This is a genomic window from Arthrobacter globiformis NBRC 12137 (assembly GCF_000238915.1).
GTDB lineage: Bacteria > Actinomycetota > Actinomycetes > Actinomycetales > Micrococcaceae > Arthrobacter > Arthrobacter globiformis.
The window spans coordinates 77574-95817 of sequence record NZ_BAEG01000073.1; the positions used below are offsets into that span (position 1 = coordinate 77574).

The window sequence follows — 18244 nt, forward strand, 5'->3', positions numbered from 1 at the left end:
CGCAGGTTGAGGGCGAAGTGAACGTCAGGCGAAGTTTGCGCCGCACCTCCCCGCAGGGACAAACAGGACGAACAGCAGAGCCCGACGGCGGGCGGCCGCGAGTTTGAGGGCCCCTCCCGCCCGACTAAGATGGATCAGATAACCTGCAGATTTTCGACCTGCCGAAAGTAGCGCGCGCACCCATGCCTTCCCACCCGGACGACAGTGCGGCACTGGCAATCCAGACCCCCGCGATCAACGACCGCTCCCTCGCGGCCGGGCTCGCCTATGCCATGGGCGGCCGCGTCTCCGGAATCTCGTTCGATTCCGCCACCGGCCTGATGCTCGGCAAGGTCCGCGGCGGCTCCGAGGTGCCGTACTCCACCACGGCCAAGCTGGTCCGCAAGGGCGGCGGCTGGAGTTGCACGGTGGGCGTCTGCAGCTGCCCGGTCCGCAAGGACTGCAAGCACGTGGCCGCGCTCCTGTTCGCGGCCGAGGACAACGCGGCCGTGCGGGTGCAGCTGCTGTCCCCCGCCGACGTTTCGCGGGTGTCACGGGAAAAGTCCATGCCGGTGCTCTCGGACTGGGAGCAGGCGCTCGGCCCCCTCATTTCGCAGGCCGGCCCTTCCCAGCAAAGCGGCGGAACTCCCCTGGCCCTGCAGTTCGAGGTGGAGGAACCGGCCCCGCACTTCTCCTACACAGGCCGCCGTGACCCGCTCCGCAGCGTCCGCCAGCTCAAGGCCCGCCCGGTGATCATGGGCGCCAAGGGCAAATGGATCCGCGGCGACGTCTCATGGAACACGCTGAGCTACCTGAGCTTCAAGCGCGAGTGCAACCAGGCCCACGTGGAGTGGATGCAAACCTTCCTGGCCGCGCACACCTCCGGCGCGAACCGCGCGTACTCGTCGTCGTCCCTGTGGCTGGGGCTGAACACCTTCGCCGGCAAGAACCTGTGGGGCCTGCTGGAGGAAGCCCGGCAAATCGGCGTCGCGCTGGTGCACAGCCGCGGCCAGGAGCCCGTGAAGGTGGCGGCGGAGCCCGCGGCGGTGGGCCTCAACCTGGGCCGCTACGGAAGTGACAGCCGGGACGGGGGCCTGGAGCTCGCCTCCACCATCACTGTCGACGGCACCGAGGTTGATCCGGCGTCGGTGGGCACCATCGGCCGCCCGGCGCACGGCATTTTCCTCACCTCCGGCGGGGACACGCTGCCGGGGGTCGCCGCGGACGAAACCATCACCCTCGCCCCGCTGGAGAGCGGACTGAGCGAGGAACTGCTGGCCTTCGTCACAGCAGGCAGCACGCTGCACATCCCGGCACGGGATGAGGGCCGCTTCCTGACCGGGTTCTACCCCAAGCTCAAGCAGGCCGCGCGCGTGACGGCGGCGGACGAGTCCGTCCAGCTGCCCGAGCTCGCCGTCCCGACGCTCTCGCTGCTGGCCAACTACGGCACCGACCACCGCGTGCGCCTGCACTGGGAATGGCACTACAAGTCCGGCACCCTCGTCACCGCCCAGCCGCTCTGGCGCCACCCCGGCGACCACGGCTACCGTGACGATCCGGCCGAGGCCAGGATCCTGGAGGCTGTGGGCCAGCCCTGGGACGCGGTGCCCAAGCTCGGCGAATCAGCCACCGGCGGCTGGGGCACGCCGCGGCTCGCGGCCACCGCCGAGCTGAGCGGACTGGACACGCTCGCTTTCACGGAGGAGGTGCTCCCCCGGCTGCGGAACACGCCCGGCGTGGACGTGGACACCTCAGGCGACATCGCTGACTACCGGGAGGCCGAAGAGGCGCCGGTGGTGGCGATTTCCACGAAGGCCACCGACCAGCGCGACTGGTTCGACCTTGGCATCGTGATCACCCTTGAGGGCCAGCCGGTGTCCTTCGCGGCACTCTTCTCCGCCCTCGCCGCAGGGCAGACGCGAATGCTCCTGCCTAGCGGCGCCTACTTCTCCCTCGACCTGCCGGAGCTGCACCAGCTGCGGGCCCTGATCGACGAGGCCCGCAGCCTTCAGGACAACAAGGACGCCCCGCTGCAGATCAGCCGCTTCCAGGCGGGCCTGTGGGATGAACTTGCCCAGCTGGGGATCGTTGACGAGCAGGCCGCCGCCTGGCGCGAGGCGGTGGGCGGCCTGCTGAAGGACGGAGTCCAGGGCCTGCCGCTGCCGGCCACCCTCAACGCCGAGTTGCGCCCGTACCAGCTGGAGGGCTACAACTGGCTGAGCTTCCTGTACCGCCACAGCCTCGGCGGTGTGCTCGCCGATGACATGGGCCTGGGAAAGACCGTGCAGGCGCTGGCACTGATGTGCGCGGCCAAGGAACACGCCGCGGCTTCCGCTGCTTCCGGGGACGTTAAGGACACGGACGCCACAACGGCGGACGACGGCGGGACGCCTTTTTTGGTGGTGGCCCCCACCAGCGTCGTGGGCAACTGGGAGGCCGAGGCCGCCCGCTTCGCGCCCGGCCTTACGGTCCGTGCCGTCGGCGAAACGTTCGCCAAGAGCGGCGCCGATCCCGCCGAGGCCATGGCCGGTGCGGACATCGTCATCACGTCCTACGCACTGTTCCGGATCGACTACGAGTCCTATGCGGGACGGCGCTGGGCCGGGCTGGTGCTGGACGAGGCCCAGTTCGTCAAGAACCACCAGTCCAAGGCCTACCAGTGCGCGCGCAAGCTTCCGGCGGCGTTCAAGCTGGCCATCACCGGCACCCCGCTGGAGAACAACCTTATGGAGTTCTGGGCCCTGACATCCATCGTGGCGCCCGGGCTGTTCGCCAGCCCTTCACGGTTCGCGGAGTATTACCAGAAGCCGGTGGAGAAGAACGGCGACAGGGGGCAGCTGGACAAGCTCCGCCGTCGGGTCCGTCCGCTCATGATGCGCCGCACCAAGGAGCAGGTCATCAAGGACCTGCCGCCCAAGCAGGAACAGATCCTCGAAGTGGTGCTCAACCCGCGGCACCAGAAGGTCTACCAGACCCACCTGCAGCGCGAACGGCAAAAGATCCTGGGCCTCATCGAGGACGTGAACAAGAACCGCTTCACCATCTTCCAGTCGCTGACGCTGCTGCGCCAGCTCAGCCTGGACGCCTCGCTGGTGGATGAGTCCCTCTCCGGCGTGCGGTCGAGCAAGCTGGACGTGCTGTTCGAGCAGCTGGAGGACCTCGTGGCCGAGGGCCACCGTGCCCTCATTTTCAGCCAGTTCACCGGCTTCCTCGGCAAGGTCCGCGAGCGTCTCATCGAGGAGAACATCGAGTTCTGCTACCTCGACGGCGGCACCCGGAACCGTTCCGACGTCGTCAACGAGTTCAAGAACGGCACGGCACCGGTGTTCCTGATCAGCCTCAAGGCCGGCGGGTTCGGCCTCAACCTGACCGAGGCAGACTACGTGTTCCTGCTCGACCCGTGGTGGAACCCGGCGTCAGAGGCGCAGGCGGTGGACCGCACCCACCGCATCGGCCAGGCAAGGAATGTCATGGTGTACCGGCTGGTGGCCAAGGACACCATCGAGGAGAAGGTCATGGCGCTCAAGGCCAAGAAGTCGCAGCTGTTCGCCGACGTGATGGAGGGTGATGCCCTGTCAGGCGGTGCGCTCACGGCGGAGGACCTGGCGGGGCTCTTCAAGGACTGACAGTCCCCAGGAGGACATCGCTGCGGCCGGGGCGGGCCGGAGCCCGAAGGTGGTCCGCTTGCTGAACCACCTTCCCAGGGCCTTGCCCTTGCCCTTCCACCAGCTGTCCTCATCCGTGTCGGTGCGCCACCGGTAGATCAGCACCACCAGCACAAACATCCCGGCTGTGACGCTCGGCCAGACGCCCGAGGCAGCATCGAGCAGCGCCCTCACCGCGACGGCAAGGATCGCCGGCGGGGCCAGGGTGCGGAAGACCGTGTTGGCCAGGTACCGCCGGTGGGAGCGCTGCACGGAGAGCAGGCGGACCATGTCCGAACAGGCACAGACCACCACCACGGCCTGTCCCAGGGTGAGCAGGATGGACCCCGTCAGGGACCCGGCGAACTGTACCGCTGAGGCCAGTCCGGAACTCATGACCTGCACCGTTCCATGTCGTCTCCTCCGTCGTTTGCGCTCTTAGCTTCCTGTGCCGCTCCTGCACCGCCTGGGTGTCAGACCATTCAAGGCCGCCCAGCCGGGCATGTCACGAGGGCCGGCTACTCGTCTTTAGCGCCGGCACTACCCGGGCTCCCGCTGCAGTACGTACCCCCGGCCAGGGCACCCATGCGGGAACTCTGATTGCGGCCGGCAGACATTACCATTGGCCCTATGGGTGCCCAAGACAGTCCGCCTGTCCGTGCCGGCGGTGCTCCCCCTCCCGAAGGGATGACGCTGGGGCGGCTTTTGGCACTTCTGGGGGAAGGCGTCTCTGCCGAGGCCCTGGAAACTCACCTGGCAGTCATGCAGGCGGAGAGCCTGCTCGATCCGCCGACGGCGACAGCGGCCCGCAGCCTCAATGCCAGGCTCCGTGAGGCCAGCCGGCGGGAGGGCCTGCTCCGCGTCCTGTACGACACTGCCACGGACCTCACCGGCATTCGGGATGTTGAAGCCGTCCTGAAGGCCATTGTCCGCAGGACCCGCTCGCTCATCGGCAGCGACATCGCCTATCTGAGCCTGAACGACTACGACTCCGGAGAGTCGTACATCCGGGTGACTGACGGTGCCGCCACGGCACTGTTCCGCAACATCCGCATGCCCCTGGGCGAGGGTGTCCTTGGTGCGGTGGCCACCGGTGAAGCCCCTTCGCAATCCGCGGACTACCTGAGCGACCAGACCAAGTCGCACCTTGAGTCGAGTGACGCGGCGGTCGCGGCGGAAGGCGTCAGGGCCATCATGGGCGTCCCCTTGCGGGCCGAGGGCAAGGTGATCGGCGCACTCCTCGTTGCGGACCGGCATGCGCACAGCTTCAGCAGCGACGACGTCGCCCTCATGGAATCAATCGGCACCCACGCCGCCGTCGCGCTCGAGAACGCCCGTCACTTCACCGAAATGGCCGATGCCCTGGCCCGGCTGGATCAGGCTCAGCGTCAAAATCTTGCCCATGTGAAGGCGTTGGAGGAGCTTTCCTCCCTCGATCAGCGGCTGATGGAGACCTTGGCGTCCGCCAACAGCCTGCCCAACCTCATGCTGCTTTTGGCCGAGTCGATGGACAGCGAGGTGTACGTGGTTTCGCCCATGGGCGAAACCACGGCAGGGCTCGGCGCGAATCCGGACTTCGGCCATCCCGCTGCATTAAGCGCCGCGGAGCTCTCCGCCGCGCGAACGCTGCCTGTGCCTTTCACGGTCAAGGGCCGGCAGTACACCGTGATGTCCGCGGTCGCCGGCGACCAGCACCTTGCCTCGCTGATCGTTGCCGGCGACATCAGCCAGGACCGGCTCGCAGTGCTGGAGCGCAGCGCGCTGGTCCTCAGTGCGGCGCTGCTCTTTGAAAGGACTTTCCAGGACGCGCAGTACCGGCTGCAGCTCGAACTCATAGATGAACTCCTGAATCCGCGGTCTGAGGATACGGAAGCACTGAAACGGCGGGCCGGGAGATTCGGTCTGGCAGACAGCATCCCGCTGGTGGTCCGGGTGGTGGGCGTCCGGGAGGACCAGCGGCAAAGGGCCCTCGCAGTATTGAAACGGCATGGCCAGGACCGTCACGGGATCACCGCCCTCCACGAATCACATCTGTGCGTCATCGAGCCGCCCACGCCACGCGGCGGCACTCCGGGTGCGGGCCGGGTCGCGGACAACGGGCAGTCGATCGTCGATGCGCTGAAGCACCAGCGCATCGAGGCCAGCGTTGGATCGTCACAGGCGGTGACAGGATTTTCCCGCCTGGCAGGGGCGCACGCCGAGGCCGATGCCGTGCTGCGCGCGCTGCAGGCACTGTCGCGGAACGGCGAGGCCGCCGACCGGGCTGCGCTCGGCACAGCAGGGATGCTGCTGGGCGCCATGGACAGCCCCTTTGCAGCCCAACTGCTGGCGGCCCAGCTCGGACCCCTGCTGGACTACGACAGCCGCCGGGGAACGCAGCTGGTCCTGACAGCCTGGACCTTTCTGGAGAACGACGCGTCCGGCACAGCGGCGGCGGAGGTCCTGCACGTTCATCCCAACACCCTCCGCCAGCGGCTGGAGCGCATCGATACTGTCCTCGGTGCCAGCTGGCGCAAGGGCGGCCGATCCCTAGACATCCACGTGGCGCTGCGACTCTGGCGCCTGCAGTCCGCCGGGATCGGCGGCCCTTTACGCTGAGTCAGCCAGGGAACGGATGTGGTTCAGACGCACATGTTCCCCCTGCCAATATGGCAAAACCATCCATAGGCGACCCCACACGGCTCTGGAACGATGAGATCCGCGGCACCTTTCAGGTAGCCCGAGATCCCCATCTTTTAGGAGTCAGTCACAATGTCGTGTGCGCATGCAGCGGGCATCCGTCCCGCAACCTTCGGCGTCCTGCGCTTGCCGCGGAACATCGTCGTCGGTGCCCAGCAGCGTTTTGCCATCGCCGATATCGCAGCAGAGCTCGGTGACAGCGTCCTCATCTGCACGGACCCCCGGCTTGCAGCCTCGGACGAGCTCCAGACCCTGGTCACGAGCCTGGAGAGCCGGAAGCTGTCCGTCCGGGTTTACGGAGAAACCCAGGCCGAGCTGCCCACCCCGGGCATTGTTGCCTGTGTCGAAGAGCTCAAGGGACAGGACATCGACGTCGTCATCGGCTTCGGTGGCGGCAGTTGCATGGACATGGCCAAAGTGGTCTCGGTGCTCTTGACCCACGGCGGCCAGCCCAGCGACTACTACGGCGAATTCGCCGTTCCCGGTCCGGTCAAGCCCGTCATCGCCCTGCCCACCACGGCGGGCACGGGGTCCGAAGCGACAGCCATTGCCGTGGTTTCCGACCCCGCACTCGGCATGAAGATGGGCATCTCAAGCCCCCACATCATCCCCTTCGCCGCGGTGTGCGACCCCGAGCTGACCTACACCTGCCCGGCGCCGCTGACGGCGGCCACCGGCGCGGACACCTTCGTCCACCTGGTCGAATCGTTCACCGCCATCACCCGGGAACCCACCCGCACCCTCGCCAACGAGCGCGTGTTCGTGGGCAAGAATGTCCTGACGGACTCCCTGGCACTGGACGGGATCCGGCTGCTGGGCCGGAGCCTGGCCACGGCCTACAAGGACCCGGGCAACACCGAGGCCCGCGCCGACATGATGCTGGCGGCGCTCTACGGCGGCATTGTGCTCAGCAACGCCGGAACGGCGGCGGCGCATGCCATCCAGTACCCAGTCGGCGCACTGACCCACACTCCGCACGGCGTGGGCGTCGGCCTGCTGCTCCCCTACGTCGTCCGCCACAACTTCAGCGCCATTGAACCTCAGCTGGCACAGATTGCCGACGCACTGGGACGCGAGATCAAGGGCCTGAGCGTCCGCAGCGCTGCGATCGCCGGCGTGGAGGCCATCGACGAAGTCATCGCCACCATCGAACTGCCAGCGACACTACAGGACCTCGGAGTGCAGGAGGGCGACCTCGGCCAGATTGCCAGGCTGTCGCTGAACTCCAAGCGGCTCATCGATAACAACCCGGTGCCACTCGACCTTGAGTCCGTCACGTCCATCGTGAACGCCGCCTACGCCGGCGACCGCACCATCCGCTAAAACACTTCGCTGACGCATCAACACTTGATCAAACCCTGAGGATCACCCATGACACTTCTCTCCGCCCAGGAACCGCTCGACATCGATGAGCTGGCGGTCCCCCGACAGCTACTCATCGCCGGAGGCTGGCAGGACGCCGCCGGCGGCCGCACCGTCGACGTCCTCAACCCCTCCGACGGGACGGTAATCACCGCCATCGCGGACGCCGACGTCGAGGACGGCCTTGCCGCCGTCGACGCCGCTGCCGCGGCGTTCCCGGCGTGGGCAGCGACACCGCCCCGGCGCCGCGCCGAAATCCTGACCCGCTGCTTCGAGCTGATGACCGAACGCAGGGAACAGCTTGCCCACCTCATCTCTCTTGAGAACGGCAAGGCACTGCCGGACGCGCGCGGCGAGGTCGCGTACGCGGCAGAATTTTTCCGCTGGTACGCGGAAGAGGCCGTACGGATCATCGGCGACGTTTCCATCTCACCGTCCGGCGCGAACCGGATCCTGGTCCAGCACCAGCCGATCGGTGTCTGCGTCCTGATCACGCCGTGGAACTTCCCCGCTGCCATGGCTACCCGCAAGCTGGCGCCCGCGCTTGCCGCCGGGTGCACCGCAGTACTCAAGCCGGCCACCCTCACTCCCCTGACGTCCCTGGCCATCGCCCAGCTCATGGTCGACGCCGGCGTCCCCGCCGGCGTCGTCAACGTGGTCACCACAAGCAAGACGGGCGACGTCATGTCGCCCATCCTCGCCGACCCACGCGTCCGCAAGCTCTCGTTCACCGGTTCCACCGGCGTCGGACGCCACCTGCTGCGCCAGGCCGCGGACAACGTCCTTAAGTGCTCCATGGAACTGGGCGGCAATGCGCCCTTCCTGGTGTTCGATGACGCTGACCTCGACAAGGCCATCGACGGCATCATGATTGCCAAGATGCGCAATGGTGGCCAGGCCTGCACGGCAGCCAACAGGATCTACGTCCAGCGCGGAATCCAGGCGGAGTTCGCCAGCCGCCTCGCAGGCCGCATGGCCGCCCTGACGGTCGGGCCCGGCACAGATCCGTCCACCGAAGTGGGCCCGCTGGTGGACGAGGCAAGTGTCCTGAAAGTCGACGCCCTGGTACGCGATGCCCTCGACCAGGGTGCGCGTCTGCTCACCGGCGGGCAACTGCCGGAAGGCAACGGCTACTACTACCCGCCCACCGTGGTGACCAACGTGCCAGTGCACGCCCGCATGGTCAGCGAGGAAATCTTCGGACCGGTGGCGTCGGTCATCGGCTTCGATACCGAGGACGAAGTCGTCGCAGCCGCCAACGACTCCGAGTACGGCCTCGCGGCGTATGTGTTCACCGAGGACCTGCGCCGCGGGCTACGGGTGTCCGAACGCATTGAAAGCGGAATGGTGGCCCTCAATCGTGGGCTCGTCTCGGACCCGGCAGCGCCGTTCGGCGGCGTCAAGCAAAGCGGCCTGGGACGCGAAGGCGCCCACCAGGGCCTGCTGGACTTCACGGAAACCAAGTACATCGCCCTTGACTGGTGAACCCGGTTCGCTTCCACCCGATCATCCCCCGCATCCTTATTTGACCTTCGAAAGAGAAGACCAATGACGCTCTCCGCAGCAACAACCGGCAATGCACGTCGCGTGCCCTGGCGGGTATCCCTCGCCAGCTTCGCCGGAACCACCATCGAGTGGTACGACTACTACATCTTCGGCCTCCTTGCGGCCACCGGCGTTTTCAGCCGGCTCTACTTCCCCGAGCAGGACCCCGCCACGGGTCTCCTGCTGGCCTTCCTCACCTACGCGGTTGGCTTCGTTGCCCGGCCCTTCGGCGGCATGTTCGCAGGCCACTACGGGGACAAGATCGGCCGCAAGCCAATGCTGGTGCTCTCACTGCTCCTGATGGGATTCGCCACCTTGGCGATGGGCCTTTTGCCCACCTACGCGCAGATCGGCGTCTGGGCTCCGATCCTCTTGACGGTTCTGCGGCTCATGCAGGGGTTCGGCGCAGGGGCTGAATGGGCAGGTGCCGCCATCATCTCGACGGAACACGCCCCGGAAGGCCGCCGCGGATTCTTCGGCAGCTTCACGCAGATGGGTGTACCGGCAGGCATGCTGCTGGCCAACTCCTCGGTCCTGGCCGTGAAGGCCATGGTCCCGGCCGATGCCTTCGACGCCTGGGCCTGGCGCGTCCCGTTCCTCCTCAGCGTGCTGCTGATCGTCGTGGGCCTGGTGGTCCGCGCAAAGCTTGAGGACTCCGATGACTTCAAGGAGCTCGTGGCCAAGAAGCAGACTGCTCACAACCCGCTCGGGGAAGCCCTGAAGAAGGAGACCAAGGGCGTCTGGCTGGTCGTCGGCATGCGCCTCGCAGAAAACTCGGCCTTCTACCTGTACACCACCTTTTCGGTTGTCTACATCATGCGGACGTTCGGGCCCGAACGCGCCAACCAGGGCTCCATGTCCGTTCTGATCGCCTCCGCCATCGGCGTCATCGCGGTGCCGCTCTGGGCAGCGCTGTCGGACCGGATTGGCCGGAAGCCGCTTTACCTGTTCGGCTCCATCGGCGGGCTGCTGTTCTTCCCGCTCTACTTCGTCATGACGGACACGGGCAGCGCCCTGCTGGCAACCCTGGCCATCATCATCGGCCTCGCGGTCTTCCACAACTCCATGTACGGCCCGCAGGCTGCCTTCTTCGCCGAGCTCTTCTCCACCAAGCTCCGCTACAGCGGCGCCTCCATGGGCTACCAGTTCGGCTCGGTCCTGGCCGGAGGCATCGCGCCGCTGGTCGCCGTGGCCCTGCTCAACGCAGGCAACGGCGAACCCGGCTGGGTGATCCTGTACTTCAGCGTCATCGGCGTCATCACGGTCGCCTCGGCGATCATGGCTCCGGAAACCGTCAAGCGCGTTCGCGGCCGCCTCGAGGCGGCACAGGCGCGGGACTCCCTGGACTCCGGGGACGCAGCTGGCAAGGCCGGCGTCCGCTAGAAGCCTCCAGCACGCCAGAGTTAGAAAATCCGGCGGCATCGGCAGTGTGCACTGCCGATGCCGCCGGACTGCGTACTCCGTTCAAAGGTGGTTTGGCGTGTCCGTCAGGCCGGGGACAGCTCCTCGGCCCGCGGCAGCGGATCCAAGTGGCTGACGCCGGTGGGCGTGATCTGCAGGACCCGGGCTGTGGCGATGTCATAGAACAGGCCTGTCACATGGACGTCACCGCTCCGGACGGCGTCCTGCAGGCTGGCGTGCCGTTGCAGCCGCTCGAGCTGGACGGCAACGTTGACCATGGCCAGCTGGTCCACCGCACCGTACCCGGCCTGCTCGGCCGCAATCCGGACGGGGTGGCCCGCATGGAACGACTCCAGGCTCGGCCGGCCGTGCTCCAGCCAGGACTCGACCGGGCAACGCTCCTCCTGCCCTTCCGGACTCTGGCCTGCGGCCTTCTGGTTCGCGGCTTTCTGGTTTGCGCCAGGTCCGGCGAGCAGGGCGGTCATGGCCCCGCAGCTGGAGTGGCCGCAGACCACCACCGACGTGACAGACAGTTCGTCGAGGGCGAACTTCAGGGATGCCTCGACCGACGGTTCGAGGCGGTCGCTCCCCACTACGTTGCCTACGTTCCGGACCGTGAACAGGTCCCCCGGGCCGCTGCTGGTGATCAGGTTGGGCACCAGCCGGGAGTCGGCGCAGGTGATGAACAGCGTGTCGGGATCCTGGAAGGTGGACAGTTCCTGGACGTGCGGACGGAGCAGGTGGGCGTGGCGGCGGTGGTAACTGTCCACGCCGCTGAGCACCGAGCGCACCGGCGCCGGGACGTGCCCGGCCGCCTCTGCGGCCAGCGGTGCGCTGTTCCGCTGCCAGCTCCGCCACGGCGCGAAACCGCCGCGCAGCGCGGAGCGCGATGATCCGCGGGCGGGAGTTCCCGCCAGGGCAGCATGCAGGGTGGCGGTGCCGGTTTCCTCGATCTCGACGCTGCCGCCGTTGTTGACGTGCCTCACGCGCCAGGCCTCCAGGGTGTCGTGGACCGGGTGGTCGAGGTAGTCGACGTCGAGCTCCACCGTGACGTGCGCCGCCGGCGGAACCGAGGCCAGCACCTTGCTCAGGCGGGGAAGCGACAGGAACGTGCAGGAACCGTCGATGACCACCCGCCAGCGGCCTTCAGCCGCACCGCCGAGGGGCTCGGCGTGGATGCTGGCGCGGACCACGCGCCATAGGACCAGCAGCACGGCCAGGGCGAGCCCGATCAGCACACCGGCGAGAAGGTTGACGAACACCACCGTGAGCAGCGTGGCGGCGTAGACGGCCAGGTCACCGGTGACACGCGCCGTCTGGAAATCGGCCACCTTCACGAGCCGGATGCCGATCATGATCAGCAGCCCGGCGAGCACGGCCTCGGGCACCAGCTGGATGACTCCCGCCAGCAGCAGCGAAAAGACGAGCACCCAGATGCCGTGCAGGATGGCGGACTTGCGGGTCCGCGCGCCGGCTTCAAGGTTGGTGGCACTGCGCACGATCACGCCGGTGACGGGAAGCCCGCCCAGCATGCCCGACGTCACGTTGGCGGCGCCCTGGCCGAGAAGCTCGCGGTTGAAATCTGTACGCTCGCCGTGGTGCATCTTGTCGACGGCGACGGCGGACAGCAGCGACTCCACGCTGGCCACCAGGGCGATGGTGACAACGCCCACGGCGATGGCGGTCCATTCCCCCTGCGGCAGGTGCGGCAGCGAGAGGGCGTCCAGCAGCGATCCGTCGAAGGTGATCCGGTCGACGTCGGAATTGAATGGCAGCGACAGCAGCGTCGCTGCCACAACGGCAACGAGCGGGCCGGGCACCCGGCGGATTGCGGCCGGCATGTACTTCCATCCGGCGAGCAGTGCGATCACCACTGCCCCCAGGAAAGCGGCCTGCGGGTCGACGGCGGCCAGGCTGTCCGGCAGGGCCAGGATGTTGTGCAGTGCGGCTTCGCCCGCTTCGGCGCCGAGCATCACATGCAGCTGCTGCAGGACAATGATGATGCCGATGCCGGCCAGCATGGCATGCACCACCACGGGTGCGATGGCCAGTGCCACACGTCCCACCCGCGCCATCCCCAGCAGGACCTGCAGGACCCCGGCCGCCACGGTGATGGCACAGGTGACGGGCCAGCCGAACTGTTCGATGAGACCGGCGACGATGACCGTCAGGCCCGCAGCGGGGCCGCTGACCTGGAGCGGCGCGCCGCCCAGGCTGCCGGCCACGATGCCGCCGACTGCGGCCGCGATCAGTCCGGCCATGACCGGGGCGCCCGACGCCGCGGCGATGCCGAGCGACAGCGGAACGGCAACGAGGAACACCACGAGGGAGGCCGGCAGGTCCCAGCGAAGGCCCGCGGTCAGGCGTGCCAGCACTGGTATCCGGCTCCTGCCGGGGTGAATGGGGTCTGGATCCATGGCGGCTGGGGAGGGCATATAAGTCCTTAGCTCGTTCGAAGGGTCCTTATCCACGCTATTGACGCCCTGACACAGGCCGCAAGGGTACCGCCCGTGAGAAGAAACACGAGGTCAGGCCGGACATAAAGCGAAAACTAGTGCACTAATCCATTCGTTTGCATAAAGCTCTCGAAACATGGATATGAGGAGTTCCCCAGCCGCAAGGGATCTCCGTCCGTGTAGCGAAAACCGGCGGCCGTTCAAGTCACACGGCCCCCACGCACGGGTGACCATGTGTTCACCCGGGAAAAGAATTTCCGACGGCGGGTTCCGCGGCCGCACGGACGGCCACCAGGTCGGTTGGAAGGCCGGTTAAACAGCAGTGGATCCATCCCGGCGGGATGGATCCACTGCTGTTTAACCCGATGCTGCCAAGCGGCGTTAGCGCTTGACGGCGTCCAGCTTCAACATCTTGGCGATGACGCTGTCGAGTTCGGAGTCGTCGAAGATCTTCTTCCAGTCGTCCTTGATGATGGTGTCCTTGCCGTACTGGATGGCGATTTCGCAGGCCTCGGAGAATGGGTTGGAGCCGCGCAGGGCGTTGGTGAGGGCGATCTGCACGTGGCCGAACAGCATGGCCTTCGCAGCTTCCTCGGGCACGCCGGCGGTGTGGACGGTCTCGTGCAGCGCTTCGTTGAGCAGGGTGCCGATCATGCAGGCCACCGTCTCCACCAGGGTGGGCTCGAGGATGGCCAGCTGCTTCACGGTGACCCAGTGGACGTCGATCACGGGGGCGTAGATGACGCGGATGGTTGCCTCGGCGGCAGCCTTTGCGGCCTCCGTGGCGTCCTCGTCGATCGCGGCAACGACGTTCTGCGGTGCGCCCTCGCCACCGAAGGTGTCGGCCCACTCTTCCTTGGTGGTGCGCTCCAGGAAGACGGAGGGGTGGCAGGGGTGGGCCACGGCCTGCACAACGTCCTCGCGCTGGGCGAGCAAGCCGGCGTAGGCGGCCGCCGGGTCAAGCGTGAGCAGGATGGCGCCGGACTTCATCTGCGGGACGACGCCTTCGGACACGACGCCCAGGACGGTGTCCGGAACGGCGAGGATGACGACGTCGGCGCCCTTGACGGCTTCGTCGGTGGCGGTGATTTCACGGCCTTCGGCACGGACGCGGTCCTGGCCGGCGGGTGAGTTCTCGGAGTAGAAAACGGTGTGGCTGGACTTCTGGAGGTTCCGGGAAACGCGCATCCCCATCTTGCCTCCGGCTCCGACAACGGCGACGGTCAACTGTTCTGCAGACATTTCATTTGCTCCTTAGGAAATCGAGGCTTTGCTTGGTCCACTGGTTTTCGAGGCGGATGGTTTCGTCCTCGGAGTCCTGCCACGGCAGCCAGTGTTCGACGATCTGGTTGATGTTTCTTTCTTTGGGCTGGAGCTTCCGGACCATGTAGTCGTAGTCCAGAAGGCCTTCGCCGAGCGGCGCGCCGGAGTATGTGAACCCGACCCACCCCTCCTTGCGGCTGAACGCAAAGTCTTTGATGTGCATGTTCAGGACATGGGGTGCGACGGCGTCAATCACTTCACGCGGCAGCTCCAGGGCCGCCACGGTGTTGGCCGGGTCGCTGCACACGCCCAGGTACAGGCTTCCGACGCGCTCCACGACCTCCAGGATCCGGGAGGTGGGGACCTGCTCATAGGTCTCCACTGCGATCCGCACCCCGGCCGCCTTGAACTCGGGCAGGACCTCGGTGAAGATCTCCACCGCCTCGTCCGCCGTCGGGGTGTGGCCCGGGGTGTTGAACATGGTCCGCAGCAGGGGTGCCCCGAGGATCTTGGCGATGTGCAGGAACTTCCGCAGGTGCTCCGGCCGGATCCCCTTGGTGCCCAGCTCGAGGCTGATCCCGAGCGAATCGGCGGTGGCCCGCACGGCCCGCAGTTCCTCCTCGCTCATGGTTTCCAGCGGCGCGTAGTCGCAGATCTGGAACAGGTCCACGCCCAGCGCCGCGGTCCGCTCCAGCGCCTCGTGGATGCTCAGCGGCTTGCTGACCCGGTCCGAAAGCTGCCAGAAGAAGGCGTAGCTGCTGAGGCCAATTTTTGAACCCGATCCAATCCGGTTCATGCTGCCACCTCCAGGAGCCCGAGCCGCTGTGCGGCCTCATCCAGGATGTCCCGCACCGCGGACGGGTTGTGGGCGAAGCGGCCCAGGAACAGTCCGGTGACGGCGGGGCCGAGCTGGGTGATGAGGCCGGGGCCGGCACTGCCGCCGTAGATGACCCGGCTGTCTTCTTGGCCCGGGCGGCTGCGCAGGTGGGCGTCCAGTCCTGTGATTACTTCGCTGATGAACTCCGGCGACGCCGGTTCGGCCGCTCCGATGGCCCACTGCGGCTCGTACGCCACGATGGTGCGCCCGGTGCTGCCGAGGCTTCCGGCACGGTTCAGGACGCCGTCGATTTCACGGATGCAGTACTTGATGGCATCCGCCGCGGTTCCGCTGGCGGGTTCGCCTACGCACAGCACCGGCGTGAGGCCGTTGCGGTAGGCGGCCGCGGTTTTCAGCCCGATTACGTCGTCGTCCTCGCCGAAGATCCGGCGCCGCTCGGCGTGGCCCACCTCCGCGTACTTGCCGCCGGTTTCGGCCACCATCTTGCCGCTGACCTCGCCGGTAAACGCGCCCTCGTCCTCCCAGAAGATATCCTGGGCGCCGGCTGCGGCCCCGGCGGCGGAGAGAATCCGCGCGCACTCGGGCAACACCGGGTGGGCAGGCAGGGCGAACAGTTCAATGTCGCCGCTGCGGACGGCCGGGTGGGCCGAGGCAATCCCGGCAACATCCCGGCACCAGTCGAGGGTGCGCTCGTAGCCGAAGTACATCTTCAGGCTGACGCCAATGATCGCCTTCGGCTGTGTTGTGCCGGCGGCAGCCTCGGACGAGGCCGAGGGGTTAGCAGGAAGTGACACCTTCGTAGTCCTTAATCAGGGTGACTTTCTCGGCGGAGGCCGAGGACTCGTCAAAGGTGTAGGTCAGCCATTCCTTGGCGAGCCGGCGGGCGAGTTCCAGGCCGACGACGCGCTGGCCGAAGGTGAGGACCTGGGCGTTGTTGGACAGGATGGAGCGCTCAACGGAGAAGGAGTCGTGCGCGGTGACGGCGCGGATACCGGGGACCTTGTTCGCGGCGATCGCGACGCCCAGGCCCGTGCCGCAGACCAGCAGGGCACGGTCTGCCTTGCCGGCGGCGATGAGTTCGGCGGCGGCGATGGCCACGGACGGGTACGGGGTGTGGCTGGTGGCGTCCACTCCGACGTCGGTCACGGACTCGACCAGGTCACTGGCTTCCAGGTCCGCCTTCAGGGCTTCCTTGTACTCGAATCCGGCGTCGTCGGAACCGACGACCAGGCGCAGTTTGGCGCTCATGCGTTCTCCTTAGTGGTGGTTGCTGCAGCTTTCGCCTCGGCGAAGGTGTTGTGGATGGCGCGGACGATCAGCGCCATGGACACGGCGCCGGCGTCCGGGGTGCCCAGGCTTTTCTCCGCGTGCGGGCGCGCCCTGCCCATGAGGGGCAGCAGGTTGGCGGTTTCCTCGGCGGCCTGCTGGGCCACGGTGGCTGCCGCGCCCCATGCGTCGGTGAGGGACTGCCCGGAGCCGACGGCGGCGGACAGGGCGTCGCGGAACGGAACCAGCACGTCCACGAGGGTCTTGTCGCCCACTTTGGCCTTGCCAAAGCCCATGATCGCGGCGGCGGCGCCGGCGACTCCGGTGGCGACAGCGCCGGCGTCGGGCGTGGTGCTGTCCCCGACCGCGTCCCCGACGGCCCGCAGGGCCATGCCCCAGAGCGCACCGGAGGTGCCGCCGGCCCGGTCGGCCCAGGCGTCGGCGGCCAGGTGCAGGGTGGTGGCCGCACCGGCACCGCGTTCGACGGCGCCCGTTGCGGCCTCGACCGCTGCCCGGACACCGCGCTCCATGCCGATGCCGTGGTCGCCGTCGCCGGCGATCGCGTCGATGCGGCCCAGTTCCTCGACGTTCGCGTCGATGACGTCCTTGGCGGCGCCGAGGGCGGCCAGCACGCGGACGGCAGCTGCACGCGACTCGTCCGTGGCGTCCGGGATGGCCGCCACCGGGTCGGCGAGATCGGCGTCGCCGGCTTCCAGGGCTGCCGCGGTGACTGCACCGCGGCGGAACGCCGGGGCGTCCGCGGGTGCGTTCCAAAGGGTTTCGAGTTCCTCGTCCAGCCAGAACAGGGTCAGCGAGGTGCCGGCCATGTCGAAGCTTGTGACCAGCTCGCCGACCTGCGGGTCAACGGCTTCCAGTCCCGCCTCGGCCAGGAGCTGGGCGACGCGGCGGTAGACCACGAACAGTTCCTCGTACTTGACGCTGCCCAGGCCGTTGAGGATCGGGACCACGCGTGCCCCCCGGGCCTGCAGGCCCTCCGGAACCTCGGTAAGCAGCTTGCCCACGAGCAGTTCGGCGAGCTCATCCGCCGTCGGGATGCCTGTTTCATCGATGCCGGGCTCGCCATGGATGCCCATGCCCACGGCCATCCGCCCCTCGGGGACGGTGAACAGCGGGTTCTCGGCCCCGGGAAGGGTGCAGCCGGTGAATGCGACGCCGAAGGAGCGGGTGCGGTCGTTGGCGCGTTCGGCGATTTCGACGGTGCGGTCCATGGAGTAGCCGGCCTCGGCTGCGGCGGCCGCGACCTTGAAGACGGTCAGGTCCCCCGCGATGCCGCGCCGCTTGGCGCGCTCCTCCAGCGGAGCGGAAGAGACGTCGTCGGTAACGGCGATGCTGCGGCAATCGATGCCCTCACGGCGCAGGCGTTCCTGGGCCTGGGTGAAGTGCAGGACGTCGCCGGCGTAGTTGCCGTAGCCCAGCAGGACGCCGGCGCCGTTGTTGGCGGCCTTGGCCACACTGTAGACCTGCTGCGCCGAAGGGGACGCAAAAAGGTTGCCCATCGCGGCGCCGTGGGCCAGGCCCTGGCCCACCAGGCCGGCGAACGCCGGGTAGTGCCCGGAGCCGCCGCCGATCACCAGTGCCACGGTGTCCGGGGTGCTCTTCGTGCTGCGGGCCACGCCACCGGAAACACGCCGCACCCACCGGCCGTGCGAGGCAACAAAGCCCTCGATCATCTCATCAGCAAACGCTGCGGGTTCATTGAACAGGCGGGTCATTGCGGTTTCTCCTGAAGTGGCTGTGGGCCGGTGATTGAGCTTGGGGCCCCGCCTGCCGGGTTCCCTGACCGAGCTTGC

General features: G+C 67.5%; 12 protein-coding genes. 5 read left to right on the top strand and 7 right to left on the bottom strand.

The window, feature by feature from the left end; all coding sequences use genetic code 11:
• Positions 1-182: 182 nt before the first annotated feature.
• Positions 183-3605, top strand: a complete 3423-nt coding sequence (locus tag ARGLB_RS12890) for a DEAD/DEAH box helicase (protein ID WP_003803131.1) — start codon at positions 183-185, stop codon at positions 3603-3605.
• Here ARGLB_RS12890 and ARGLB_RS12895 read toward each other — a convergent pair.
• Positions 3555-4019 (bottom strand): hypothetical protein, encoded by a 465-nt coding sequence (locus tag ARGLB_RS12895; protein ID WP_043419066.1) that lies wholly within the window; start codon positions 4017-4019, stop codon positions 3555-3557. The genes ARGLB_RS12890 and ARGLB_RS12895 overlap by 51 nt on opposite strands.
• A gap of 234 nt (positions 4020-4253) precedes the next feature.
• Between ARGLB_RS12895 and ARGLB_RS12900 the strand changes: the two genes are divergently transcribed.
• From ARGLB_RS12900 to ARGLB_RS12915, 4 genes are all read left to right on the top strand, one after another.
• Positions 4254-6221: a helix-turn-helix domain-containing protein gene (locus tag ARGLB_RS12900; RefSeq protein WP_083839654.1), complete on the top strand. Its 1968-nt coding sequence runs from the start codon at positions 4254-4256 to the stop codon at positions 6219-6221.
• 153 nt (positions 6222-6374) lie between these two features.
• Entirely contained in the window at positions 6375-7625 is a 1251-nt protein-coding gene (locus tag ARGLB_RS12905; RefSeq protein ID WP_003803138.1) for an iron-containing alcohol dehydrogenase, read from the top strand.
• Positions 7626-7673: 48 nt separating this feature from the next.
• Complete coding sequence (locus ARGLB_RS12910) at positions 7674-9149, top strand: NAD-dependent succinate-semialdehyde dehydrogenase (protein ID WP_003803140.1); 1476 nt, start codon at positions 7674-7676, stop codon at positions 9147-9149.
• A 63-nt stretch (positions 9150-9212) separates the two neighbouring features.
• Entirely contained in the window at positions 9213-10592 is a 1380-nt protein-coding gene (locus ARGLB_RS12915) for an MFS transporter (protein ID WP_003803142.1), read from the top strand.
• A gap of 104 nt (positions 10593-10696) precedes the next feature.
• Here ARGLB_RS12915 and ARGLB_RS12920 read toward each other — a convergent pair whose 3' ends face one another.
• From ARGLB_RS12920 to ARGLB_RS12945, 6 genes are all read right to left on the bottom strand, one after another.
• A complete protein-coding gene (locus tag ARGLB_RS12920; RefSeq protein WP_083839655.1) occupies positions 10697-13045 on the bottom strand; it encodes a SulP family inorganic anion transporter in 2349 nt (782 codons plus the stop codon).
• A gap of 402 nt (positions 13046-13447) precedes the next feature.
• Positions 13448-14308, bottom strand: a complete 861-nt coding sequence (locus tag ARGLB_RS12925) for a phosphogluconate dehydrogenase C-terminal domain-containing protein (protein ID WP_003803145.1) — start codon at positions 14306-14308, stop codon at positions 13448-13450.
• 1 nt (position 14309) lies between these two features.
• The gene (locus tag ARGLB_RS12930; RefSeq protein WP_003803148.1) at positions 14310-15125 is read right to left on the bottom strand and encodes a sugar phosphate isomerase/epimerase family protein; all 816 of its coding nucleotides are present in this window, start codon (positions 15123-15125) and stop codon (positions 14310-14312) included.
• A complete protein-coding gene (locus ARGLB_RS12935; RefSeq protein ID WP_003803150.1) occupies positions 15122-15961 on the bottom strand; it encodes a triose-phosphate isomerase family protein in 840 nt (279 codons plus the stop codon). Before ARGLB_RS12935 ends, ARGLB_RS12930 begins: the two co-directional genes overlap by 4 nt.
• The gene (locus tag ARGLB_RS12940; RefSeq protein ID WP_003803152.1) at positions 15945-16415 is read right to left on the bottom strand and encodes a ribose-5-phosphate isomerase; all 471 of its coding nucleotides are present in this window, start codon (positions 16413-16415) and stop codon (positions 15945-15947) included. Before ARGLB_RS12940 ends, ARGLB_RS12935 begins: the two co-directional genes overlap by 17 nt.
• Entirely contained in the window at positions 16412-18166 is a 1755-nt protein-coding gene (locus ARGLB_RS12945) for a dihydroxyacetone kinase family protein (protein WP_003803153.1), read from the bottom strand. The genes ARGLB_RS12940 and ARGLB_RS12945 overlap by 4 nt, the downstream gene beginning before the upstream one ends.
• Positions 18167-18244: the final 78 nt, after the last annotated feature.